The following is a 22,189-nucleotide window of genomic DNA, read 5'->3' on the forward strand; positions in this document are numbered from 1 at the left end:
GGTGGTATTTGTTGGATTTTGTAAGAATAAAAGTAAACAAAAAAAATAGAAATTGCGTTACCTTTGTCTCTTTCAAAATCTAAATTATTAAATTAAAATGATTCAGATTATGAGCTAAAATCGAGAAAGCAAAAACTATTCCCTAAAAATAAGATAACCTTTTTATGAAAAATTTATTACCTAAATTAATTTTTATTTTACCCTTTTTTATTCTCGTTGGATGTAAAAAGAATGAAACTGCGGAGATTGCAACAACCGAAATTGCAAAAAATAGTATAGAATATGCTTCCGGACTTTCTATTGTAAAACACGAAGGATATTCAGTAGTGACAGTTTCAGATCCATGGCCAAATGCAAATGCAAAATTTACTTATATCTTAAAAGAAAAGGACGCTAAAGTTCCGGACAGCCTGCAAAAATATACTACGATAAAAGTACCGTTAGAGTCTGTTGTAGTAACCTCAACAACTAATATTCCGTTTCTTGAAATGTTAGAAGTCGAAGATAAATTAGTTGGTTTTCCGCACACAGATTATGTTTCATCAGAAAAAACCAGAGTTTTAATAGATAAAGGATCCGTTAAAAATGTAGGTCAGAACGAAAAATTAAATATCGAGCAACTGATCGATTTATCTCCGGACCTGATTGTAACTTTTGGAGTTGATAATAACAATCCGATGTTGGATAATTTGAAGAAAAGTGGATTAACTATTTTAATTCAGGCCGATTGGATGGAGCAATCTCCACTAGGAAAAGCAGAATGGATTAAATTATACGGAGCATTATTTGGTAAAGAAGAAAAAGCGAAGGAGCTATTTGATAAAATTGTTTTGAGTTACAATCAGGCTAAGAAATTGCTAGCCGATAAACCAGCTACTGCAACTGTTTTGTATGGTGCTATGTATGAAGATGTTTGGTATGTTGCTAAAGGAAATAGCTGGGTGGCACAATTTATGAAAGATGCGCAGGCAAATTATTTATGGGCAGACCTGAAAGGAACGGGAAGTGAAGGATTATCTTTTGAAAAGGTTTTAGTAAAGGCAAAAACGGCTGATTTCTGGATTGCTTCAGGTTCGTTTAAAACCTTGGAGGAATTTGGAAAAATCAATACACATTACAGTCAGTTTGATGCTTTTAAAAACAAAAATGTATATACTTTCGAAGGCAAATCAGGAGCAACAGGAGGAACTGTTTATTATGAACTTGCACCAAGCCGTCCTGATTTAGTATTAAAAGATTATATCAAAATATTTCATCCTGATTTATTGCCAAGCTACGAATTTACTTTTGCATCAAAATTAAACTAAAGGCATTGAACAATAAAAAACGAAATATAATCCTGTTTTCAATACTTGGTTTAGCGCTATTATTTATGTTTTTTCTGGACATTAGTTTGGGATCAATAACAATTCCGTTCAAAGAAGTTTATACGAGTTTAACGGGAGGTCAGGCCAGCAAATCGACATGGGAATATATTATTATTAATTATCGTTTACCAAAAGCCATCACGGCTGTTTTAGTAGGCGTAGGATTATCTGTAAGCGGATTGTTGATGCAAACCTTATTTAGAAATCCTTTAGCAGGCCCGGACGTTTTAGGATTAAGTTCCGGAGCAATTCTGGCGGTTGCAATTGTAATTTTAGGTGCAGGTTTTTTACCTTCATTTCTAAATGTAATTTTATTATCTCCGTATGGCATCGTATTGGCTTCTACATTAGGAAGTGTTTCGGTTTTGATGTTGGTTTTATTAGTAGCACAGCGATTGCGAAACACAATGGCAATTTTAATAGTTGGTCTTATGTTTGGTAGTTTTACAAGTGCTATTGTTGGTGTTCTTACTTATTTTAGTTCAGCTGAACAATTGCAGAAATTTACTTTTTGGTCTTTGGGCAGTTTAGGTAATCTTTCCTGGACATCAATTGCCATTTTATCGGTTTGTATTATTTTAGGTTTGCTTTTAAGTGCCAGTAGTATAAAACCTTTGAACGCATTGCTTTTAGGAGAGAATTATGCCAAAAGCATGGGATTGAACTACAAAAGAGCGCGACTGACAATTATATTTGCAACAAGTATTTTAGCCGGAAGCGTTACAGCTTTTGCAGGACCAATCGCATTTATTGGATTAGCAGTTCCCCATATTGCAAAACTAACATTCCAGACCAGTAATCACGCCATTTTATATTGGAGCACTTTTTTTTATGGCGGAATAATCATGCTCTTTTGCGATATGGCATCACAATTACCCGGATTAGAAACAACTTTGCCTATCAATGCTATCACGTCTATTATTGGCGCTCCGGTTGTAGTTTGGTTGTTAATGCGAAAAAGAAATTTTCAGTAAAAGCTTACAAAAAATAGTATCTTAGTTTTTTAACACATAGGGACATAGTTTTAAAATATTTGAAAAAGGCGTTTCACTTTATGTAAACAATCATAGTGAAGCCGATTCATATGTAAAGTATGTCTTTATTTAATTAAGATATTTAATGATTACACAAAAATATTTAGATGAACTTACTTACGAGGTTATTGGTGCATCAATCGAAGTTCATAAAGTTGTTGGAAAAGGATTACTTGAAAATGTTTATCATCAATGTTTAAAAGAAGAACTTTTACATAGAAAATTGGATTTTTTTACGGAAATGAAAGTGCCTTTAATTTATCGAAATAAAGAGTTACAAGCAGATCTTCGATGTGATCTTTTTGTCGAAAATTGTTTGGTTGTAGAATTAAAAGCAGTTTCTGAAATAAATCCAGTTCATCAAGCACAAATTATGACTTATATGAAGCTTTTAAAAGCACCAAAAGGAATAATAATTAATTTTAATTGTTTTAATATATTTAAAGAAGGTCAAAAAACATTTGTAAATGAATACTTTAAATTACTGCCAAAGTATTAGAACTCAAGCTATGTTTAATTTACCAGTAAATTTCAAATCTCTTTTTTAATTAGACAAAGAAACCTATGTTTCTATGTGTTTAAAAAATAACCGCAATGAAAACAATCTTAGAAACTTCAAACTTAAACATTGGCTACAAGTCCAGGAAAGAAACTGTGACCATTGCTGAAAATCTAAATCTGAATTTAAGTTCCGGTAAATTAATCTCATTAATTGGAGCAAACGGAATTGGTAAATCAACTTTATTAAGAACGATTACAGGAATTCAGCAACCTTTAGCAGGAAATGTTTTTTTGAATGATAAAAATATAAAGACCTACAAACCTGTAGATTTAGCACAGAATTTAAGTTTGGTTTTAACCGAAAATTTGCCGCCAAGTAATCTTTCTGTTTTTGAGTTAGTAGCGCTGGGTCGTCAGCCTTATACAAACTGGATTGATACTTTGACACCAACCGATATCGAGAAAGTTCAGGAAGCATTAGAATTGACTCAAATCGAACATCTGGCTCAAAAAAAACATTATGAGATTAGCGACGGACAATTGCAAAAAGTTTTAATAGCAAGAGCTTTAGCGCAGGATACGCCACTAATTATTCTGGATGAACCTACAACACATCTTGATTTATTGCATAAAGTTGCATTGTTTAAATTGTTAAAAAAGTTAACGCAGGAAACCCAAAAGTGTATTTTATTTTCGACCCATGATATCGATTTGGGGATTCAGTTAAGTGACGAAATGATTATTATGACGCAAAATCTAGTAGTTCAGGATGAACCTTGTAATTTAATTACAAAAGGAAGTTTTGCTACTTTATTTAAGGACGAACATATTATTTTTGATGCAGAAAAAGGGAAGTTTATAATTACCTAAACGATATTATTTTCTTTATTAAATCTATTTCTGTGTATTCTAAGCGTGATCGATAATTCGCTGATATCTGTGCTTAACTTTGCAAGATCAAATTTCATTACTTTGCCTGAGTCAATAATATTGTAGACAAAATAATATGTGGCATCTTCATTCTTATTAGTATTGCCAGAATATTCAGTAACAACTCTTTCATTTTCAATATTACTCCACGGAACTAAAATTAGATTTCTATATTGAATTCCTTTAGAGTTAATTCGGAATTGAACTTCATCAATTCTTTTTATTTCTTTGATTAAATAAGGAATTTGAAATAGAAAAATACCGCCTAATACAAGCGATATGATAGATTTATCCTGATTTACGAAATATATTGCAGCAACGGCAAGTCCTATTAAAAGTAATATCCTTAAAAGAATATTTGTTCTTGTATAGTAAATTAAATTTTCTTCAGAATAGCTTAAGTTGTTACTGTCAATAATTGGTCTCATACTAAATCTTTTTTAAACCTTTAATGCAATTTTTCTTTTAGTTTCAGCAACATACTTTCAAAAGGAAGTTTTGCCACTTTATTCAAAGACGAATATATTATTTTTAATGCAGAAAAAGGGAAGCTTATACTTACGTAAAAGTTGGAAGTCCCAGCGGGACGTTATATTTATAGGAATGTAAATTACATTCAATAGAGCCCCGTAGGGGTGATATATATATCGCTCCGCTGGAGCTTTGCGTTAGAAATTTAATATGAGCTATAAATATAATGCACCTCCGGAGCTTACAATTATCTTAAACCTTTAATGCAATTATAATTGCCTAAAAGTTGGAAGTCCCAGCGGGACGTTATATTTATAGAAATGTAAATCACATTCAATATAGCCGTGTAGGGGTGAAATATATATCGCTCCGCTGGAGCTTCGCGTCAGAATTTAATATTAGGTATAAATATAACTCCTCCGGAGTTTACAATTATATCTTAAACCTTTAATGCAATTTGTCTTTTAGCTTCACCAACTACAAAAGCAACTGAATTGGCGATATTAAAACTTCTGATTAATTTCGACATCGGGATTGTTAAATGATTTTCAAAACGAGCCAAAACTTCGGAACTTAAACCAACGCTTTCTTTACCAAAAACCAACCAGTCTCCATCTTGAAAATCGGTTTCCAGATATGATTTTTCTGCATGGGAACTCATCAGGAAAACGCGTGATTGATCCGGAATCTGATTGATCCATTCTTCTATATTTTGGTATTCGGTAACATCAAGATGAACCCAATAATCCAAGCCGGAACGTTTCAGGTTTTTATCATTAATCACAAATCCAAAAGGATGAATTAAGTGCAGTCTACTTTCAGTGCCTACACACAAGCGACCAATATTTCCGGTATTATTTGGTATTTCCGGTTCTACAAGAACAACGTTTAGCATTACTGTTTATTTGTTTAAGTGGTTAATAGTTAATCCGTGAAATTGTTAGTCAATCAATCTTTAATTTATACTAATCCAACAATCCAGAAATCGAATTATCTAATTTTCAAATTGACTCGTTATCTAATTTAAAAAAATCCGAAACTTCTAAAACCTCACCGGCTTTTAAGTCTTGCAAATATACATTTCCTATGCGAACCCGAACCAATCTTAAAGTAGGAAAACCAACTGCGGCAGTCATTTTTCGAACCTGTCGAAACTTTCCTTCATTTACCGTAATCGATGCCCATGAAGTTGGACCATGTCGTTCGTCCCTAATTTTTTTTGCTCTTGGGCCAAAATCCGGAATTTCAGTAACTATAAAAGCGGTACAAGGTTTGGTTTTGTATTTACCACCATCAAAACCAATTTCTACACCTTTTTGTAATTCTTCGATAGCTTCTGGTGTAATAACGCCGTCAACCTGAACATAATATTCTTTGTCGACTTTTTTGCTTCTTATTTGCTCGCTTACTTTTCCGTCAGTGGTTAACAAAAGCAACCCTTCAGAATCTTCGTCAAGTCTGCCAATAGCCATTGTGCCAATTGGAAAATTGTACAATTCGCCTAAAAGCTTTTTCTTTCTTTTTAATTCATATATAAATTGGCTGAGATAGCCGTAAGGTTTAAAAAGAATGAAATGTTGATGCATGTTTGATTTTTTGGCAAAGATAGTTTTGTTTGAGATGGAATTAAAAATATTGATCAAATAAACCAAAAGCAATGTTAAAGCACTTAGTTTTCAGCTTTAGAATTCGTAATATTATAATACTAACACTAAAATACAAAATTATGGAAACTAATAATTTAGGATCAAAAAAGATAAATGGAGTTCAAAAAGATATAGATGAATCTAAAGGAAAAAATATTTCGCATGAAGGAAAATCTGATGATGTCAATTTAAAAAAGGAAGTGGTAACAGATGCTGATGGAAATAAAAAAGTTGTAGACAGAGCCCGAAATGAGAACGAGGATATTAAGGAAGTGAAAGGCGACGTAAATTCAAAAAATGCAAATTCTAATCGAGGGGTTGATACAGAAGAAGAGGCAAAGAAAACGGTAGAAAACAAAGACAGAAACTCAGATATTACGCCAAATCGTTATTCTAATTCTAATCCCGAAAGTCATAAGGATCGCGGAAATATGAAATTAGATGATGATAGTAAATAAGGAAAAATTAATGGATTCTCGTGATCTTAATGTAAAATAACATATGATTATGAGAAAGTCTTAATCTTATTGTAAACTCTTAATTTGTTATGGTCGTCCCTGAAGATCTTCGTAAATTGTAGTATAAATTTTAAATACATTAAAGATGGCACTTTTAGAAAACAAGGTTGCTTTTGTATCCGGCGGAGGTTCAGGAATTGGACGTGCGGTGGCAGAAGCTTACGCTCGAGAAGGAGCAAAAGTAGTACTTTCAGATATTAACGTAGATCACGGCGAAGAGACCGTAAAAATTATAAAGGATAAAGGCGGAGAAGCTTTTTTTGTAAAAGGAGATTCATCAATCGCAAGCGACAATAAACATATGGTTGAAGTAACCGTATCTAAATATGGCCGACTTGATATTTCCTGCAATAATGCAGGTATGGGCGGTCCGGCAAAACCAACGGGAGAATATGAACCGGAAGCCTGGGACAAAGTAATTGCCTTAAATTTAAGTGGAGTTTTCTATGCTTGCCGCTATCAATTAGAACAAATGGAAAAAAATGGTGGAGGAAGTATTGTAAATATTGCTTCTATTCACGGTCAGGTTGCGGCGCCTTTAAGTCCGGCTTATACTGCTTCTAAACATGGAGTAGTGGGGTTGACTAAAAATATTGCTGCTGAATATGCACAAAAAAATATTCGTTGTAATGCAGTTGGTCCCGGTTATATCGAAACGGCTTTGTTAAAGGATAATCTAAATAAAGAAATGATGACAGCCATTGCTGCAAAAGCACCAATGAACCGTTTAGGAACTGCTGAAGAAATTGCCGAACTGGTAGTTTTTCTAAGTTCGGAAAAATCTTCTTTCACAACCGGAAGTTATATCATCGCCGATGGTGGATATACTGCGATTTAAAGTTTTTCACTATAAATACAAAGGCTGTTTTAATTTTAAGACAGCTTTTTTTATGTCTTTATTTGAAAATAAATAAAGTTTTATCTTGTTAAAGTATATGGATAAAGTAAATTCTTTCAATAGTATATAATTGTTTAAAGTCGCTATAAGTTTGGTAAATATTCAGGTATTTGTGCAATAAATTGATATTTATTATGGAATGTTTACAAAATTGAAAACAATAACTTTATGGTTTCACAATATTCCCTTAACTTTAAAGGATATAAATTTGATTTCTAAAAACTCTATTTTTTAAACACATGAAAAACATTTACTCTGCTCGCCATTTAGTGGCTTTTTTAAGTTTTTTTTATTGCTGCTCGGGGAATCTTTTTGCGCAAACGATGCCATCTCCCAGAGTTTCGCTTCCTATCACTGAAAATTTTGATGGATTATTAGCTTCTTCTACAACTTATCCGGCTGGATTTCAAGGCTGGTTAGTAAGCGCTACAGCAAATACAGCTACTTATGGTACCGGATTAACCGGTGACAGAGCTCTAATAGCAAACAGTACTGCAAATACTAATAGTGGTAATATTCATAATTATAATGGTAAAATTGGTTTTTTGAATACTACTTCTGCCGATTTCTCTTTGGGTTTTGCTTTTTCAACCCTTAACAATACGGCTATAAAAGTAAAGTACGATGCGATGCTAATTCGTAATCCATATGACGGAAGCGCTAACAATCGTCTTCAGGAAATGGCATTGCAATATCGTGTAGGAAGTACAGGTGCTTTTATCACTTTGCCATCTACAGCCTATTCAAATGCTAGTACAGTACAGCAAACAACTGCTGTGACAACACCTTTTAATTTACAAACGATAACTGTAACACTGCCATCAGATTGTGATAATCAAAATCTAATTCAGATTAGATGGATTGCAAGATTAATTTCAGGTACAGCCGGTTCAAGACAATCATTTGCTATCGATAATATCGATATTAGAAGTGATGTTCTTGCTCCTGTAAATGTTGCAGGCTATCCAAAAGCTGAAAATATTTACGGAGAAAGTTTTGATTTTTCTAATAAAATAGATGAAGTTGGTAAAACATATTATGTTTTATTGCCAGGCGGAAGTGCAGCACCAACAGTTGCACAGTTAAAAGCTGGACAGGACGCAAACGGAATCGCTGCTTTGCAATCCGGATTTTTGAATATTACGAATCCTTCTCTGGCTTATGTGAAAAATTTTGCAGGATTGAGCCTAAGTACATCTTATTCAGTTTTCTCTATTTCTGAGGATCCTTACAGCAATATTCAATCAACTGTAAATAAGGTTGATGTTACAACTTCAAGCGTTGCAACTCCAATTGTAACAACGACAGTAAATTCATTAGATTTAGGTTTTTCTCAGTCTACATTTGATTCAGATACTTTCGAATATAAAATTCAGGCTGTAAATCTTACGAATGATGTAATTTTAAATGCTACGGCAAACTTTACAATATCTAAGGATAATACAAACTTTAGTTCGTCTCTTGCTTTTACTGTTGCTGATTTTGTTTCTAATCCAACACCTACAGTATACGTAAAATTTACACCAAATGCAGTAAATAACTTTACTGGACTAATAACACACGAATCCGTTGGTGCAACTACAAAAACAGTAACATTGACCGGAGCCGGAATTGATCCTTACAAGCAAGGATTTAATGACGCAAATGTTTTAACAAATAGTGGCTGGACACAATTTAATGTTGCCGGAACATTAAATAAATGGACATCAACAACAGTTGCCAGAAATGTAAATTCAGGAACGGGAGCAGTTTTGATGAACGGATATTCTGATACCGGAGCAAGCAAAGATTGGTTGATTTCGCCTAAATTGCATTTAGATACTTTTGGACAATTTCCGTTATTATCTTTTTACTCTCGTAAATTTTATACAGGGCCAGGTTTAAAATTAATGGTTTCTGTTGACTACGACGGAAAAAGTAATCCTGAAACGGCAAACTGGACAGAAATACCAGCTGATTTTCCTACTACAACAGGAACTTACACAAAATCGCAATACATCAAACTAAATAGTTATAAAACAAGTCATACGTATTTGGCATGGGTTTATGAAACCACAGCAGGCGGAAATAATTTTGCTGCAGAATGGTCATTAGACGATGTAGAAATTACTAACGAAGCGGGTTATGTAGCTTCTAATCCTGTTTTAGATTTTGGAGATGTAAATCCAAGTGCAGTTTCTGCAAGCCAGTCTTTTAGTTTTAATGCAGAAGGTCATGGTGATATTACAATTACTGCTCCGGCTGATTACTTATTGTCTTTAGATGATAATACATTTCAATCGTCTATTGTTGTAAGTCAGGCTGATGCTGCGGCAGGAAAAACGCTTTACGCAAAATTCGCACCTTCTGTAAAAGCTTTGACTATTTCAGGAACTTTAACAGTAACGGGAACTTCATTAAGCAAACAAATTGGTTCTTTGACAGGATCTTCTATACCAAAAGCAGATACTTTTGATGTTGTAACATACAATCTTGAGTTTTTTGGTACTGCGGTAAAAGGTACAGACGGAGTTGAATTTGGACCTACGGATAATGCACTTCAGATTGAAAATGTAGCCAAAGTAATGAACAAACTAAACGCAGATGTTTATGTTGTTCAGGAAGTATCAGACGAACCGGCTTTAGATGCTTTAATTCAAAAGATTAGCATTAACGGAAAAACATTCGACAAAACAATTTCAACATCATGGTCTTATTCATTTAATCCGGCTGACCCTAATTTTCCTCCTCAAAAATTAGTAGTGATTTATAATACTCAAACTGCAACAGTAACAGATACTCGTGTAATGTTTAAGGATTTATACGATGACGTACGTGCAGGAACTAAAACTTTACCTAATTACCCTGGAGGTAATGGTGCAAGTTTTTTCTCATCAGGACGTTTGCCTTACATGGTACAAATAGAAACAAATCTTGGCGGAGTAAAAAAACTGCTTAATTTAGTAGATGTTCATGCACGTGCAAACAGCGGAACAGATATTGCCAGATATAATATGCGTAAATATGACTCTCAAGTATTAAAAGATAGTTTGGACCTTTATTACGCAAATTCTAATTTAATTATTTTAGGAGATTATAATGATGATGTAAAAGCATCTGTTATTACGCCAAATCCTTCATCTTATAAAATGTTTGTAGATGATACGGTAAATTATAATGCACTTACTTTAGGTATTAGCCAGGGTGGAGCTTACAGTTATTTAAGTTCAAGCGGATTTTTAGATCACATCATGATTTCTAATGAATTGAATGATCAATACATACCAAATTCAATTGCAGTTTATGATCCTCGTAACGATATTGCAAACTACACGAATACAACATCTGATCACGGACCGGTAATTGCTCGTTTTGAGTTAAAATCTTCAAACTTATCTACAATAGATTATGAAACCAAGAACGGTTATTTTGTTCAGGCATTCCCTAATCCAAGTACAGATGTTTTGAATATTATTGTAAAAACGAATAATGATAAAAAACTAAAATTAAACCTGTATGATATTTCAGGTCATTTAGTTGCAAATCCTATTCAGATAAATGCAACACAAGATGTAAGTACAACAGCAATTCCGGTAAATTATTTAGCATCAGGAATCTATGTTTATACATTAACAGAGAATAATAAAGTTGTTTATAAAAGCAAGATTGTAAAAAAATAAGCAATTATTACAAATTTTAAAGAGACATCCGCAGTTTGTGGATGTCTCTTTTTTTATGTTTTAAAATAAGCTTTTAAACTTATTTAAATCCAGATCAGGAGTTATGGTGTAGAAATAATCTAACTGCCATTTTTGAGTTTTCTGAGCCTGTTTACTCGTTGTTTCATCCCAGGGCGGATAAACTCTCGTAGCTCTTTTTCCTTCTTTGGTTACCGTAGAGAAAATTGCTTTTTCTAAAAGGATGTTTTTAGGAAAAATAAACTGTCCGGATAAATCATTTTTTCTAACACTGATAATGACAAAATCTATTGCGTCAGAAAAATCAAAAGGTTCGATGATTCCGTTTTCATTCCGTTTCCATAATGTTACAAACTGACCGGTTTTAGTAGGCGTTATTTTTGCCGTTCTGTAGCAAATATACTTTCCGTTCAAATTAAAACGGTACGCATCATAATCATTACTTTCAGCTTCGGGTTGAGGTTCAGTAACTTCAAAATCGCAGCAATCATAAACTAATTCTTTGGCAATAATTAAATTCTCAGGAAATGATTTTTGATTGTTCCACTTGTTTTTGATTGTCATTTTTGGGAGTTTCTATTCTGTTATTTTGGTAAAAATACCACAAAAACAACTTTAAAAAGAAACATTCAACCCAAAATTTAATCCCCATTGAAACTGGTTAAACGATTGATTGTTCAATGGATTTATATAATAATTCATCGCAGGCTCAACAAAAACATTCGTCTTTTTATAAACACGATATTGCAACGTACTACTTAATGTAGAACCGTATACATAATCATTTGCATTTATATTCTGACCAAGCGAATTGCCATCCAGCGCTACATTATTAGAAATCAATTTACCTACAAAACCTCCCGTATTCAAATTGATACTGGCTTTGTTTTTACTAAAAACCGAATAAGAAACTTCTACAGGCATTTCGATATATCGTAAATTCTGATCCAGATTTCCGGTTTGAATATTATTGCTTTGAATATCGTTTTCTTTTATGGCATTTGTAGTAGAGTTAGGAACAAATACATAATCAGCATTAGTTGTAATTTTTGGTGCAGCCGCCGTCGTATTTAAATTAAAATAATCATTAGAACTAAAAAAGGCAGCATTTTTCGTGCTTAAATATGAAACGTTTGCCACGCTCTGACCTAATTCATTAATTTTAAAACCAGAACCCACAGCCCATTTCTTGTTGATTTTGTATTTGGTTTTTACACCATATGTATTACTTTGTTTCGAATCATTTGAATTGCCAAAAGTTTTGTCATTTTTATAGTTTTCAGAACTGGCAACTCCGGCAAAAACTTCAACAGCCCATTTCTCGCCTTTAGAAATTTTATTGTCTTCCTTCTCTTTTTTTGTTTCCGGAGTAATAATTCCTTTTTCTAAATTTTGAAGTTCAGCCAGTTGAACAGAATCTTGTTTACTCAGAACATCATTAAATTTTGAATTGCTTTTTTGAGTGCTCGCTAATTCTTTACTAAGCAAAACACGTTCGTTATCTTGTTTTAATGCACTTTCATTTACAACAGCATTATTATCTTTTAAATAGGAATTTGAAGTATTAGAAGCGATGTTTTTATTGTTTTTTGAAGCCGATTGCTCTTCAAAAATAGATTTCGACAATTGATTTTTCGAACTTGGATTAAATGGATTTACAGTACCGGCAACAAAAGTTTTTTCGGCTAAAATTTTATCAGTAGACTTTTTATCAGCATTTGCAAATTGGTTTTTTGAAGCTGTATTAAAAGAATTTGTTTTGGCAGAAACTGCAGCTTTTTCAGCCAGAGTTGGATTAGAAACCTTTTTATCCGCATTTGCAATTTGATTTTTTGAAGCTGCATTAAAAGAGTTTTCTTTACCAGAAACAATAGCTTTTTCAGTCAGATTTTGATTAGAAACCTTTTTGTCCGCATTTGCAATTTGGTTTTTTGAAGCCGAATTAAAAGAATTTTCTTTGCCAGAAACAATAGCTTTTTCGGTTAAATTTTGATTGGAAACCTTTTTATCCGCAGTTGCAATTTGACTTTGAGAACCTGAATTAAATCCGTTTTTTTGATCTGAAACAATTGTTTTTTCTGCTACAGCCTGATTAATATTTTCGTTTGCTTTATTTGGTTTTAAATCTAAGCCATCCGGATTATTTGAAGTCTTAGCATTTGTATGAGCAACTGTCGTTTTTTGATTTTGATTTTTTACAGCATTGTTAAGTTGATCCGGTGTATTTTTTAAAGATGAACTATCTTTAGGATCAGCAGGTTGATTTTCTATTGCAATTTGTTCCGGATTATTCTCCTGTGTTGAGGTTGTTTTAGTTGGGTTTAGATTGTCTTTTACCTTATCAAGAACAACGCTGTTTTTTTGAGAATCTCCTTGTATTGTTTTGATTCCTGAAGTAGAGCTAAAATGTAAAATAGATGGGAGTAATAAGCCTAATAATAAGCATGCTGCAGCCGACCACCAAAGAATAGCTCTCTTTTTCTTTTTTGGTTTGTCTAATTTTTCCTCAATCTGACCCCATAATTCCGGAGGCGGAACACTTGAAAAGTTTTCCATTGATGAAAAAATATCTTCTATATCTTGCTTTTTCATGCTATCTTAAAATTTTTTATACTCAGTATTCTTTTTTGCAAAATGTGCTTGGCCCTGTTTAAATTTGATTTTGATGTTCCTTCTGAAATCTTTAGTAACTCTGCAATTTCCTTGTGTTTCATTTTTTCAAAAACATACAAGTTAAAGACTGTCCTGTACTGGTCCGGTAAATCCCTTATGTATTCCAGTAATTTTTCTTGTTCAATGGGTATCGTGTCCAGTTCTTCTTCTTCGACAAAATCAGTATCAGGATCAAAAACGTCTAAAAAGAAACTTTCTTTCTTCTTTTTATTTAAGGTTTCAATCAGTTTATTGATGAAAATACGTTTTAGCCAGCCTTCAAAACTTCCCTCAAATTTGTATTGGCTTATTTTTTGAAAAACAATTACAAATGCTTCCTGAAAAACATCTTTTGCATCGTCTTCATTTTTCATATACTTTAGGCAAATACCATATAAAACAGGAGAGAACAACTGATATATTTTCAGTTGTCCCTCTCTGTCATTTTTTATGCACAGCTTAATGTATTTTTCTAAATCGTCTTTCAAAAAAGTGGTATTGTTTGGTTTTGCAAAAATAGTTCTTAAATGCTTATAAAACTATCTTTTATAAATAGTACGGGTTGCATCCTGGTTGTTGCTAACAATTGTTAGGTTTTGATTGTCAAGGTTTTCTATGATATAAGTCTTGCCTTCAAAAGTAATCAGGTCATTTTCTGACTGGTCAAAAATGCTAACGCCTTTTGCTATCTGATACGTACTATTTCTAATTTCTACATCATTCTTGTAAGTGATCACACGCCCTTCAGGAGTAAAAACTATCTTCTTTGTAAAACCAATAGTTTTTGGGGTTGCCGTGTAAGGATTGCTGTTTCCTCCAATCGATTTTTCCCAAATCCAGGTATTAACGATAGAACCGGATTTTAGGCCTGTTGATTCTAGTGAGTATGCTGTAGAAAAAAGACAACACACAACAATAAATAATAAGAAATGTTTTTTCATAATTAGATTATTTTAGAGCTGTAATTTTAGCCTGAATTGCTTTTTTGAAAACTTTTACTTCTGCACTTTGATCTGCAGTATCTACATTATCAATAATAACCTTAGTTGTTGCAGTGCCTTGACGAAGTTCAACATATACACCACCATGATTTACTTCATCCGGAGTTCCGTAAGTTTTAGTTTGTCCTTTTAAGTTCAAGATTTCAGTTGGAACCTCTTTTAATAAAAGAGTATAATCCCCTTTTTTAGTTGTTGCAGTATATCTGTACTGATTAAAATCATAACCTCCGGCAACAACATTTTGGAATTTTAAAATATTGAAATCATTGATTTGAAAGAATTTTTGGCAATCAGCTCCCGTACATTGTTTGCTAAAAGTTCCCACAACAATATTATCTGTATTTTCCGTGACTTTGTTAAAAAGAACAGCTTTTGAGCTTCTTGGAATTAAGATAAAATCTGACGGATAACTTGGCGCAGAAACAAGAGTTTCACCAGCCTGAGGTGCTTTTTCGTAATAGTTGATTAAAATTTCGCACTTGTTTTCTACAATCGTTGTTATTTTAATAGAGTATCCATTTGTTGGTTTTAGACCTGCAAAAATCCCAACCAGCATATCTTTAGAGAAATCGATAGGAATTTCAGTGCTATTTGGGCAAGAATTTTCATGCTTGGTAAAAAGTGTTTTCATTCTTTCTTCTGATCCAACTAAAATTGCATTTGGATTAGTAGGTAATGTATTGATGCTGTATGAACATAAAAGTGGAAATCCTGTAAAAGCTTTGTCTTCATTAGCTCCGCAATCGACTTTTAAATCGTCATTATTAATAGAGCAGGCACTGAATCCAAAAGCTATAAACAAGCTTAACATTAATTTTTTCATGATAATTTTTTAATAGGTTTATATACTGTAGATGAGCATCTTTTGAAAAGGTTGCGTGAACAAAAAATATTTTTTTAGTTAATTTTAAATAAAGAACTTTTTAAAATGGGTATTAAATTCAGAACAATTACTAATTGTCGAAATTTTGATTTTAAAAATTAAGTACTACGTATTATTGCTTACTTTTACTTTAAAAATAAATTTAATTATGTTCGAATTTCTTCCCTATTTGCTCGCTTTCGTAGTAGCTTTATTTTTAGGCTTATACTTAGGAAAGTTGTTGTTTTCAGCAAGATCACAGTCAGAAAAAGTAAGTTTAGAAGAAAGGCTGAACGCTAATATCAATCAATTGCAATTGCAGAAAGAGCAGTTTGAAAGAGAAAGAATCAATTTTGAAAAACAACTTCATTTTATTGCTTCTGAAAAAGAAAATATAAGAACTGAAAAAGATAGTATCGCCATCCAGCTTTCTAAGAAAGAAGTCGACTTTGAGAATTTATGGGAACGCCATAAAGAACAAAAAGCAGAAGTAACGGAATTACAGGAAAAATTCACGAAAGAATTTGAGAATTTAGCCAATAAAATCCTTGAAGAAAAATCAGCAAAATTTACAGAACAAAATAGCGTAAACATGAAAAATATCTTGCTGCCTTTGCAGGATAAAATTCAGGGTTTTGAACAAAAAGTAGAGCAAACACACAAAGAAAGTATCGATTACCATGCAGCACTTCGTCAGCAAATTGTTGGGTTAAGCGAAATGAATGCACAAATGAGCAAAGAAACCCTAAACCTTACAAAAGCCTTAAAAGGCGATAATAAAATGCAGGGAAATTGGGGCGAATTAGTTCTGGAACGTGTTCTTGAAAAATCAGGTTTAGAAAAAGGACGCGAATACGAAGTACAGCAAAGTTTTACCAATAGTGAAGGAAACAGGGTTTTTCCGGATGTTGTAATCAATTTGCCGGATGGTAAAAAAATGATTGTCGATTCTAAGGTTTCTTTGGTTGCTTACGAAAAATGGATCAACGAAGAATCAGAAATTCTTAAAATCGATTATTTAAAAGAGCACGTAAATTCTATAAAAAGACACGTAGAACAATTGGGTAATAAAAATTATCATGATTTGTATCAAATAGAAAGTCCGGATTTTGTATTGCTTTTTATCCCAATAGAACCCGCATTTGCCATAGCATTAAATGAAGATTCGGCACTTTATAACAAAGCATTCGATCGAAATATTGTTATTGTTACACCAAGTACCTTACTGGCCACTTTAAGAACGATTGATAGTATGTGGGCAAACCAAAAGCAACAGGAAAATGCTTTTGAAATCGCCAGACAAGCCGGAGCTCTATATGATAAATTCGAAGGTTTTGTGGGTGATCTGGTAAGAATTGGAAATAAAATTAAAGATACGAAAACCGAATATGAAAGCGCCATGAGCAAACTTGTAGATGGTAGGGGAAATTTGATTTCGAGTGTCGAAAAATTAAAGAAAATGGGAGCGAAGGCAAAAAAATCACTTCCCGAAAATATAGTTGCAAGAGCAGCAAATGAAAATGATGATAATCAATTATTAAATTAAAATTCATCTTATTATAATCACCTATTCCAAAAAAACATGACTACAGATTTTAAACCGGTTTCTTCATCAAAAATTAGTATTTCAGAACTAATGCTGCCTTCCCATACCAATTTTAGCGGTAAAATTCATGGAGGTTATATTCTGCAATTACTGGATCAGATTGCTTTTGCTTCGGCATCAAAATTTAGCGGAAATTATTGCGTAACCGCTTCTGTTGATACTGTGAATTTTTTAAAACCAATAGAAGTTGGTGAATTGGTTACCATGAAAGCTTCTGTAAATTATGTAGGCAGAAGTTCCATGATTGTGGGCATTCGCGTTGAAGCCGAAAATATACAGACAGGCGTAATAAAACATTGTAATTCGTCTTATTTTACAATGGTTGCCAAGGATAAAGAAGGAAAAAGTGTGCAAGTACCGGGATTAATTTTATCTAATTTAGATGAAGTTCGTCGTTTTAGAAAAGCAATCAAACATATTGAACTTCGCAAGGAAGTCGAAGAACATGAAAAAATTACCAATGTAAACTCCATCGAAGATCTGGCGAGTTTAGATAAGTATAATGTATTATTAGAGATTAGTTAAAATATTTTATCACATTAAAATTAAGAGTTATGGTTAAGTTTGGTTATACTATTTTGTATGTTGAAGATGTCGAAAAATCAATTTCATTTTATGAAAATGCATTTGGATTTTCCAGAAAATTTGTAACACCAGAAAATGATTACGGTGAATTAAGCACAGGTGAAACTACGATTTCATTTGCTTCAAAAAAATTAGCCGCTCAAAATTTAAGTGAAGGTTTTATCGAAAGCAGTTTAGAAGATAAACCTTTTGCAATCGAGTTGGGCTTCATTACAGATAACGTTGGCGAATTGGTACAAAAAGCAACTTCGTTTGGTGCACTATTAATAAAAGAACCTGCACAAAAACCATGGGGTCAAATCGTAGCATATGTACGTGATCTTGACGGTTTTTTAATTGAGGTTTGTACAGAAATGCAGGGATAATCATCCTTTATGATTTTTTTCTAATTATCTGGAAGCTAAATATATTGGCAACAATAAAAGTATAAAGAGGTTTCTTTAAGATTTCAAACCCGGAAAACATTTCACAAATATTTAGGATAAACTGGCAACTTTGTCCGTGAAAAATTCGTAACTTTAAGTATAATGATTAAGTTATTAATTTTTCACGGAATATTGCCATTCTATTTTTAAATGTATTATTAAGTCCAGTTTTTTTTCTCTTCTTAAAATAAAAAATCGAATGACATAATTGTTTAAATGCTGACGATTATGAAAAAAACTACTGTATTAATTTTACTTTTTACTGCATTCTCTACATTTGCGCAAGACAAATTTAAAACGGCTACGGCAATTGTAAATTTTGAAGCTTCTGTTCCTTTTTTTGAAGAGGTAAAAGCAGTAAATAAGCTGGGAACTATTGTTCTTGAACCTTTAACCAGCACCTTAATATGTGCTGTTACCATAAAAGATTTTCGTTTTAAAATGGATTTAATGCAAGCCCATTTCAACGATAATTATTTAGAAAGTAATCGATATCCTAAAGCTGTTTTTAAAGGCAAAATTGAAAAATTTGATTTAAAAAATGTCGACGCTGTCGAAAAAGAATATGATGTAAAAGGTAAACTTTACCTGCACGGAAAATATAAGATAATAGATCTGAAAGCGCTTATAAAAAGAGTTCCAGAAGGTTTACAAATTACCTGTAATTATCCTATAGCAATCTCTGATTTTAATATTGCAATCCCTAGTGTTGTAGCAAGTAAAGTTTCGCAAACTGCCAATACTAATTTAATTGGTGTCGTGCAAAGCGAAGAGATAACGTATCTTACCTTAAAATAAAATTTATTTTAAACAGCTTACCAATGTGCGTTCTAAATCTGTAAATTGAAATTCGAAACCTGTTTTCTGTATTTTTTCAGACGAAACCCTTTGTCCTTCTAAAACAGCAACACTCATTTCGCCCAGCACAATTTTAAGTATGAATTTAGGCGCTTTAGGAAGCCAGATTGTATATCCAAATAAGTTTGCCAATGTTTTTGATAAACTAGTATTTGTAGTATTATCAGTTATACACGCATTATAAGGACCGTGCATTTCGCCCGTTACAATTGCTTTTAGATAAATATTGCACAAATCTGTAATATGAACCCAGGGAACATATTGCTTGCCTGTGCCTAAAATTGCGCCAAAACCAGATTTAAAACTCGGAACAATTTTTTTAAGGAAACCTTCGTCTCTGCCCAAAACAATTCCGGTTCTTACTTTGACAGTTCTAATACCCAATGTATTTATTTTGTCAACGGCTTTTTCCCATTCCTGACACGTTTGACCTAAAAAGTCGTTGGCTGGTGGTGTATTTTCAGTACAAATTGTATGATTCGTAAAAGCTCCATAAATCCCAACTGCTGATGCTGAAACAAAAGCGTCTAACGTTTTATTGTTTTTTTCTAAAACAGAAAAAATAAGAGCAATAGGTTTTATACGACTTTCAAGAATTGCTTTTTTTCGTTTTTTTGTCCATCGTTTTTCGACAATTCCTTCACCGGACAAATGAATGATATAATCTGCTTTTAAAACCGCTTCTTCATCAATATAATCATGATCCGGATCCCATTTGTAATACTGTATTGCAGAAGTGTTTTCTCTGGGAGAACGCGTAAAAACAGAGACAGAAAAACCATTTTCGATAAGCAAATCAGTTAAGTTTTTGCCTATAAATCCCGTTCCTCCGGTTAGTAGTATATTTTTAGCCATGATAGTTTATAATATATTTAACATCGTATTCTGTTTAACGATAAGTAAAGATACTTAAACATTGCTTACCTTTAAGGCAAAATTTAAATTTTAATAAGATGGTAGCTAAAAATAAGATAATCAGCAAAGAAGACATCGTTTCGATATATATGGAAGAGGTTTTGGAGAAGGGACAAAAGCCAAAATCGGTTTATCATTTTGCAAAAGAAAATGGTTTTACCGAAGCCGAATTTTATGCTTTTTTTGGAACATTAGAAGGTGTGGAAAAGGAAATTTTCAGATTGTTTTACGTTAACACAATTGATTTGTTGCATAAAAACACAGATTATTTAGAATATGATATGAAAAATAAAATGCTGAGTTTTTATTTCACTTTTTTTGAAATCTTAACTGCCAACAGAAGTTATGTTCTGCAAGCATTAAAATTTGATAGAAATCCGCTAAAAAATCTGGTACAACTTACCACTCTTCGAAATAGTTTTAAAGAATATGTTTCAGAAATCCTGACTGATGATTACAGATTAGAACAGGAAAAACTACAAAAATTTCAGGAAAAAGGTATTCAGGAGTCGGCTTGGCTACAACTAATGTTGACCATAAAATTCTGGGTTGATGATGAATCAGCGGCTTTTGAAAAAACAGATATTTTTATCGAAAAATCAGTAAACGCTTCATTTGAGTTAATGAATGTTGCACCGCTAAATCATCTGATTGATTTAGGTAAATTTCTTTTTAAAGAAAAAATATACAGCAAACAATGAAAACAATCGATTATATACCAACATCAAAAATAGAAAGAGCCAGCAAATTAGTACAAACTGGTGCAAAAGTAGGAGTGAACTATATAAAGCATTATGCCGAAAAAATGGTAAACTCTGACCTGACGCGTGATAAACTCAACGAAAATAATGCCGAGGATATTTACGACGGATTAAAAAGCCTGAAAGGAAGCGCGCTAAAAGTTGCGCAAATGTTAAGTATGGACAAGAATTTTTTGCCTCAGGCTTATGTCGAGAAATTTTCTTTGTCGCAGTTTTCTGTACCGCCACTTTCAGCACCATTGGTTTTAAAAACGTTTAAAACGAATTTTGGTAAAACTCCATATGAAATTTTCGATGAGTTTAATGCCAATTCTGTAAATGCTGCCAGTATTGGTCAGGTACATCTTGCGGTGAAAGACGATAAAAAATTAGCCGTAAAAATTCAATATCCCGGCGTTGCCAATAGTATTTCATCAGATCTTGCTTTGGTAAAACCTATTGCGATCAGAATGTTTAATCTTCAGGGAAAAGACTCAGATAAATATTTTAAGGAAGTCGAAGATAAGCTTATCGAAGAAACTAATTATTTACTGGAATTAGAACAAAGTCAGGAAGTTGTTGAAGCTTGCGGTAAAATTGATAATATACTTTTTCCTAATTATTATCCCGAGTTTTCATCACAGAAAATCATTACCATGGACTGGATGACCGGAATTCATCTTTCTGAATTCACGGCTAAAAATACAGATAAAGAAGTTGGAGATAGACTAGGGCAGGCGCTTTGGGATTTTTATATGTACCAAATTCATGTTCTTAGAAAAGTACATGCAGATCCGCATCCCGGAAACTTTTTGGTCGACGATCAAAACAATCTGATTGCGTTAGATTTTGGATGTATGAAACAAATTCCGGAAGAATTTTATGTGCCTTATTTTGAACTAATCAATAAAAATGTGATTACAGATAAAGCACTTTTTAATCAAAAATTATTCGAATTAGAGATTCTTCGTCCGGACGATTCTCCTTCAGAAATTGAATATTTCACCGAGATGTTTCATGATTTGTTATCTCTTTTTACGAAACCTTTCCAAAACGAAACCTTCGATTTTGCCGATGAAACGTTTTTTGACAGCATCGCTAAATTAGGTGAGCGCTTCTCTAATGATACAAACCTTAAAAAAATGAACGGAAACCGTGGTTCAAAACACTTTATTTATATGAACCGTACTTTCTTTGGTTTGTATAATTTAATGTTTGATTTAAAAGCGAAAATTAAGGTTACGAATTATTTGAAATATTAAGAATTGTTTTTGTTTCAGGTTTCAAGTTTCAAGTTGTTTGAGGTTAAAGCTGAAGATAAAAAATAAACACAAAGTATGTCTTTGCGAGGAACGAAGCAATCACACTCGCTGCTCCACAAAGATTTTACTTTCTATGCAGAGTTTCTTGCTAAGATTTTCTCCTTTATCGAAACGACATACTTTACGTAAATAATAAACCCGACAGGTTTTTAAAACCTGTCGGGTTTGCTTTTAGGAACGG

The 22,189-nt window shown here is 32.8% G+C and carries 22 protein-coding genes; 13 read left to right on the top strand and 9 right to left on the bottom strand.

The genetic code is table 11. The annotated features are described in order from the left end of the window. The first annotated feature begins 164 nt into the window (after positions 1 to 164). The 4 genes from ASF10_RS05780 to ASF10_RS05795 all read left to right on the top strand — a co-directional run bounded on the left by ASF10_RS05780 (position 165) and on the right by ASF10_RS05795 (position 3,772). Entirely contained in the window at positions 165 to 1,307 is a 1,143-nt protein-coding gene (locus ASF10_RS05780) for an ABC transporter substrate-binding protein (RefSeq protein WP_056246594.1), read from the top strand. Between the two features lie 5 nt (positions 1,308 to 1,312). Beyond that, positions 1,313 to 2,341: an iron ABC transporter permease gene (locus tag ASF10_RS05785; RefSeq protein ID WP_241774913.1), complete on the top strand. Its 1,029-nt coding sequence runs from the start codon at positions 1,313 to 1,315 to the stop codon at positions 2,339 to 2,341. Between the two features lie 145 nt (positions 2,342 to 2,486). Further along, positions 2,487 to 2,900, top strand: coding sequence for a GxxExxY protein (locus ASF10_RS05790; protein ID WP_056246600.1), 414 nt, complete (start codon positions 2,487 to 2,489; stop codon positions 2,898 to 2,900). 95 nt (positions 2,901 to 2,995) lie between these two features. Beyond that, positions 2,996 to 3,772, top strand: coding sequence for an ABC transporter ATP-binding protein (locus ASF10_RS05795; protein ID WP_056246603.1), 777 nt, complete (start codon positions 2,996 to 2,998; stop codon positions 3,770 to 3,772). Here the strand turns inward: ASF10_RS05795 and ASF10_RS05800 are convergent. The 3 genes from ASF10_RS05800 to ASF10_RS05810 all read right to left on the bottom strand — a co-directional run bounded on the left by ASF10_RS05800 (position 3,769) and on the right by ASF10_RS05810 (position 5,889). Continuing rightward, complete coding sequence (locus ASF10_RS05800; RefSeq protein WP_056246606.1) at positions 3,769 to 4,260, bottom strand: hypothetical protein; 492 nt, start codon at positions 4,258 to 4,260, stop codon at positions 3,769 to 3,771. The two genes, ASF10_RS05795 and ASF10_RS05800, sit on opposite strands and share 4 nt — an antisense overlap. A gap of 482 nt (positions 4,261 to 4,742) precedes the next feature. Next, entirely contained in the window at positions 4,743 to 5,198 is a 456-nt protein-coding gene (locus tag ASF10_RS05805) for a tRNA (cytidine(34)-2'-O)-methyltransferase (RefSeq protein WP_056246610.1), read from the bottom strand. A 106-nt stretch (positions 5,199 to 5,304) separates the two neighbouring features. Then, the gene (locus ASF10_RS05810) at positions 5,305 to 5,889 is read right to left on the bottom strand and encodes a pseudouridine synthase (RefSeq protein WP_056246614.1); all 585 of its coding nucleotides are present in this window, start codon (positions 5,887 to 5,889) and stop codon (positions 5,305 to 5,307) included. 140 nt (positions 5,890 to 6,029) lie between these two features. Between ASF10_RS05810 and ASF10_RS05815 the strand changes: the two genes are divergently transcribed. From ASF10_RS05815 to ASF10_RS05825, 3 genes are all read left to right on the top strand, one after another. After that, a complete protein-coding gene (locus ASF10_RS05815; RefSeq protein WP_056246617.1) occupies positions 6,030 to 6,407 on the top strand; it encodes a hypothetical protein in 378 nt (125 codons plus the stop codon). 145 nt (positions 6,408 to 6,552) lie between these two features. Further along, positions 6,553 to 7,305 carry an SDR family NAD(P)-dependent oxidoreductase gene (locus ASF10_RS05820; RefSeq protein ID WP_056246624.1) on the top strand — a complete coding sequence of 251 codons (753 nt, stop codon included), beginning with the start codon at positions 6,553 to 6,555 and terminating at the stop codon, positions 7,303 to 7,305. 299 nt (positions 7,306 to 7,604) lie between these two features. Next, positions 7,605 to 11,024: a T9SS-dependent choice-of-anchor J family protein gene (locus ASF10_RS05825; protein ID WP_056246626.1), complete on the top strand. Its 3,420-nt coding sequence runs from the start codon at positions 7,605 to 7,607 to the stop codon at positions 11,022 to 11,024. Positions 11,025 to 11,084: 60 nt separating this feature from the next. Here ASF10_RS05825 and ASF10_RS05830 read toward each other — a convergent pair whose 3' ends face one another. Genes ASF10_RS05830 through ASF10_RS05850 form a run of 5 tightly spaced genes read right to left on the bottom strand, consistent with a single transcriptional unit; the run spans position 11,085 to position 15,518 of the window. Continuing rightward, positions 11,085 to 11,606, bottom strand: a complete 522-nt coding sequence (locus ASF10_RS05830) for a MepB family protein (RefSeq protein WP_056246630.1) — start codon at positions 11,604 to 11,606, stop codon at positions 11,085 to 11,087. 51 nt (positions 11,607 to 11,657) lie between these two features. After that, positions 11,658 to 13,634 carry a hypothetical protein gene (locus ASF10_RS05835; RefSeq protein ID WP_056246632.1) on the bottom strand — a complete coding sequence of 659 codons (1,977 nt, stop codon included), beginning with the start codon at positions 13,632 to 13,634 and terminating at the stop codon, positions 11,658 to 11,660. Further along, a complete protein-coding gene (locus ASF10_RS05840; RefSeq protein WP_056246634.1) occupies positions 13,631 to 14,182 on the bottom strand; it encodes an RNA polymerase sigma factor in 552 nt (183 codons plus the stop codon). Before ASF10_RS05840 ends, ASF10_RS05835 begins: the two co-directional genes overlap by 4 nt. 51 nt (positions 14,183 to 14,233) lie before the next feature. Then, the gene (locus ASF10_RS05845) at positions 14,234 to 14,635 is read right to left on the bottom strand and encodes a hypothetical protein (protein WP_056246637.1); all 402 of its coding nucleotides are present in this window, start codon (positions 14,633 to 14,635) and stop codon (positions 14,234 to 14,236) included. Between the two features lie 7 nt (positions 14,636 to 14,642). Further along, positions 14,643 to 15,518, bottom strand: coding sequence for a protease complex subunit PrcB family protein (locus ASF10_RS05850; RefSeq protein WP_056246639.1), 876 nt, complete (start codon positions 15,516 to 15,518; stop codon positions 14,643 to 14,645). Between the two features lie 208 nt (positions 15,519 to 15,726). Here ASF10_RS05850 and rmuC point away from each other — a divergent pair, with 208 nt between their 5' ends. The 4 genes from rmuC to ASF10_RS05870 all read left to right on the top strand — a co-directional run bounded on the left by rmuC (position 15,727) and on the right by ASF10_RS05870 (position 18,971). Next, the gene (gene rmuC / locus ASF10_RS05855; RefSeq protein WP_056246642.1) at positions 15,727 to 17,103 is read left to right on the top strand and encodes a DNA recombination protein RmuC; all 1,377 of its coding nucleotides are present in this window, start codon (positions 15,727 to 15,729) and stop codon (positions 17,101 to 17,103) included. Positions 17,104 to 17,139: 36 nt separating this feature from the next. After that, complete coding sequence (locus ASF10_RS05860) at positions 17,140 to 17,688, top strand: acyl-CoA thioesterase (RefSeq protein WP_056246644.1); 549 nt, start codon at positions 17,140 to 17,142, stop codon at positions 17,686 to 17,688. A 29-nt stretch (positions 17,689 to 17,717) separates the two neighbouring features. Further along, positions 17,718 to 18,113, top strand: coding sequence for a VOC family protein (locus ASF10_RS05865; RefSeq protein ID WP_056246648.1), 396 nt, complete (start codon positions 17,718 to 17,720; stop codon positions 18,111 to 18,113). 288 nt (positions 18,114 to 18,401) lie between these two features. Next, on the top strand, positions 18,402 to 18,971 hold the full coding sequence (locus ASF10_RS05870) for a YceI family protein (RefSeq protein WP_056246651.1): 570 nt from the start codon (positions 18,402 to 18,404) through the stop codon (positions 18,969 to 18,971). Between the two features lie 3 nt (positions 18,972 to 18,974). On the opposite strand, the gene ASF10_RS05875 is transcribed toward ASF10_RS05870, so the two are convergent. After that, a complete protein-coding gene (locus ASF10_RS05875) occupies positions 18,975 to 19,886 on the bottom strand; it encodes a TIGR01777 family oxidoreductase (RefSeq protein ID WP_056246652.1) in 912 nt (303 codons plus the stop codon). 98 nt (positions 19,887 to 19,984) lie between these two features. On the opposite strand from ASF10_RS05875, the gene ASF10_RS05880 reads away from it, so the two are divergent. After that, entirely contained in the window at positions 19,985 to 20,647 is a 663-nt protein-coding gene (locus tag ASF10_RS05880) for a TetR family transcriptional regulator C-terminal domain-containing protein (protein ID WP_056246655.1), read from the top strand. Next, a complete protein-coding gene (locus ASF10_RS05885) occupies positions 20,644 to 21,948 on the top strand; it encodes an ABC1 kinase family protein (protein ID WP_056246657.1) in 1,305 nt (434 codons plus the stop codon). The genes ASF10_RS05880 and ASF10_RS05885 overlap by 4 nt, the downstream gene beginning before the upstream one ends. Positions 21,949 to 22,189: the final 241 nt, after the last annotated feature.

It is taken from the genome of Flavobacterium sp. Leaf82, from assembly GCF_001422725.1.
In the GTDB taxonomy this organism is placed as follows: Bacteria; Bacteroidota; Bacteroidia; order Flavobacteriales; family Flavobacteriaceae; genus Flavobacterium.

Coding starts and splice junctions, on each gene's coding strand:
- ASF10_RS05780 (WP_056246594.1), top strand. CDS start 165: ATGAAAAATTTATTACCTAAATTAATTTTTATTTTACCCTTTTTTATT.
- ASF10_RS05790 (WP_056246600.1), top strand. CDS start 2,487: ATGATTACACAAAAATATTTAGATGAACTTACTTACGAGGTTATTGGT.
- ASF10_RS05795 (WP_056246603.1), top strand. CDS start 2,996: ATGAAAACAATCTTAGAAACTTCAAACTTAAACATTGGCTACAAGTCC.
- ASF10_RS05800 (WP_056246606.1), bottom strand. CDS start 4,260: ATGAGACCAATTATTGACAGTAACAACTTAAGCTATTCTGAAGAAAAT.
- ASF10_RS05805 (WP_056246610.1), bottom strand. CDS start 5,198: ATGCTAAACGTTGTTCTTGTAGAACCGGAAATACCAAATAATACCGGA.
- ASF10_RS05810 (WP_056246614.1), bottom strand. CDS start 5,889: ATGCATCAACATTTCATTCTTTTTAAACCTTACGGCTATCTCAGCCAA.
- ASF10_RS05815 (WP_056246617.1), top strand. CDS start 6,030: ATGGAAACTAATAATTTAGGATCAAAAAAGATAAATGGAGTTCAAAAA.
- ASF10_RS05820 (WP_056246624.1), top strand. CDS start 6,553: ATGGCACTTTTAGAAAACAAGGTTGCTTTTGTATCCGGCGGAGGTTCA.
- ASF10_RS05825 (WP_056246626.1), top strand. CDS start 7,605: ATGAAAAACATTTACTCTGCTCGCCATTTAGTGGCTTTTTTAAGTTTT.
- ASF10_RS05830 (WP_056246630.1), bottom strand. CDS start 11,606: ATGACAATCAAAAACAAGTGGAACAATCAAAAATCATTTCCTGAGAAT.
- ASF10_RS05835 (WP_056246632.1), bottom strand. CDS start 13,634: ATGAAAAAGCAAGATATAGAAGATATTTTTTCATCAATGGAAAACTTT.
- ASF10_RS05845 (WP_056246637.1), bottom strand. CDS start 14,635: ATGAAAAAACATTTCTTATTATTTATTGTTGTGTGTTGTCTTTTTTCT.
- ASF10_RS05850 (WP_056246639.1), bottom strand. CDS start 15,518: ATGAAAAAATTAATGTTAAGCTTGTTTATAGCTTTTGGATTCAGTGCC.
- rmuC (WP_056246642.1), top strand. CDS start 15,727: ATGTTCGAATTTCTTCCCTATTTGCTCGCTTTCGTAGTAGCTTTATTT.
- ASF10_RS05860 (WP_056246644.1), top strand. CDS start 17,140: ATGACTACAGATTTTAAACCGGTTTCTTCATCAAAAATTAGTATTTCA.
- ASF10_RS05865 (WP_056246648.1), top strand. CDS start 17,718: ATGGTTAAGTTTGGTTATACTATTTTGTATGTTGAAGATGTCGAAAAA.
- ASF10_RS05870 (WP_056246651.1), top strand. CDS start 18,402: ATGAAAAAAACTACTGTATTAATTTTACTTTTTACTGCATTCTCTACA.
- ASF10_RS05875 (WP_056246652.1), bottom strand. CDS start 19,886: ATGGCTAAAAATATACTACTAACCGGAGGAACGGGATTTATAGGCAAA.
- ASF10_RS05880 (WP_056246655.1), top strand. CDS start 19,985: ATGGTAGCTAAAAATAAGATAATCAGCAAAGAAGACATCGTTTCGATA.
- ASF10_RS05885 (WP_056246657.1), top strand. CDS start 20,644: ATGAAAACAATCGATTATATACCAACATCAAAAATAGAAAGAGCCAGC.